Below are 1521 nucleotides of genomic sequence, written 5' to 3' on the forward strand. Positions count from 1 at the left end.
AACATTTAAAAACTCATGAATTTCTAAAGTTCCATACCCACAATATCAAAAATGCCCTGACCTTAGAAAATCAAATAATGTTTAACAAAATTCTGATTTTTTTCTGATTTCATTCTTCATACTTTTTGCAAAGCGTTTTCAAATATTTTATCACGTTTCGCTAAAAAAGTTGTACTACCTATTGATTTTTATTACTTGCATCGGAATTCTGTGAAAATAAACGAAGATGTAAACACCAATTCTTTCTAAATAATTCCGGTGATTATAGAAAAATATTTAATGAAGAATTTTTTACTATTAAGTGAAAAAAATAAATATATGAGAGGATAAACTTTGAAAATAAGGGTTGTGAGTTCAAGAGAAGAAATCTTCACACTGAATCCAAATGAAAGAATAGTGCACCTGGCCTTCAGGCCATCGAACAAGGATATTTTTTCACTGGTTGAGAACTGTCCGAAGATTGAGGTCATACAGCTTCCAAAGTCTTACAGACGTACTGTTTCAAAGTCAATAGAAATGTTCCTTGAAATGCAGCGCATCCAGCTCATAGAAGGAGACGTCTGGGGCCACAGGAAAGATATAAACGAGTACTACCGTATTCCTTCGTCAATCATTGAAGAAATAAAAGAACTGAAAATTGAAGGCAAATCCACTGAAGCTATTGAGGAAAAGGTTTCAAGGGAAAGCAAACTTAACCCTGAGATGGTTGCTTACATTCTGAGAAAGGATGTTACCGCCTGAGATGCTGAAACAATATTTTAAGCTCTCCTCAATTTCATTTCTTTTTAATTTTTATTTCATTTCTTTTTAATTTTTATTTTATTTCTTTTTAATTTTTATTTCATTTCTTTTTAATTTTTATTTCATTTCTTTTTAATTTTTATTTCATTTCTTTTTAATTTTTGTTTCTTGCTGATTTTCTAATTTCTGGTTATCCCAATTTATTAGGTTTTATAACTTTTAAATTTTTATTATTTTGTCATTTTAATTACTTCCAAATTTTTATTATCTTTTTATTTATTATACTCTTTTATTTTCTCTGGCAGCGCTTTTAAATTTTTTATAGACCTTTCAAGTATAAGCTAATCCAAACTCAGTAAACTCTTCGGACTAAATAATACTGAGCCTATCCCAAACCATTTTATTCTTAATCATTCAGACTTTTCAGGATTGTTTTCACAATCGTAAACGCGCTTTGTTACTCAAAAGAAGGGATTCAATGAAACAAGTTTTGGGTTCTAGGATACGCTTAAAAAGAAAATCCCCTTTGCTGTTACCTGGATTCTCTCAGCGGCTTCCTCCATGAACAATAGCTCAAATCTTTCGTTAATCCTGAATAACGATAAAGCCACGGCTATTCTATAAAAGTGGGTAATTATCTTGTAATTTCCTTATCTCTAATTTTCATCCAAAAATTCTATAGTAAGGTATCTTAAGTCAGGCAGGATAGCCAATTATATTCCTCGTCTTATGGAATTTGGAATTTTTGAATTAATAACCGTTTTGATTCTGAATCATATT

General features: G+C 30.2%; 1 protein-coding gene. It reads left to right on the forward strand.

All coding sequences use genetic code 11. The annotated features are described in order from the left end of the window. Positions 1 to 333 precede the first annotated feature (333 nt). On the forward strand, positions 334 to 741 hold the full coding sequence (locus RG963_RS16430; RefSeq protein ID WP_011024057.1) for a DUF1699 family protein: 408 nt from the start codon (positions 334 to 336) through the stop codon (positions 739 to 741). The last annotated feature ends 780 nt before the right edge of the window (positions 742 to 1521 follow it).

The organism is Methanosarcina baikalica (assembly GCF_031461075.1).
In the GTDB taxonomy this organism is placed as follows: Archaea; Halobacteriota; Methanosarcinia; order Methanosarcinales; family Methanosarcinaceae; genus Methanosarcina; species Methanosarcina baikalica.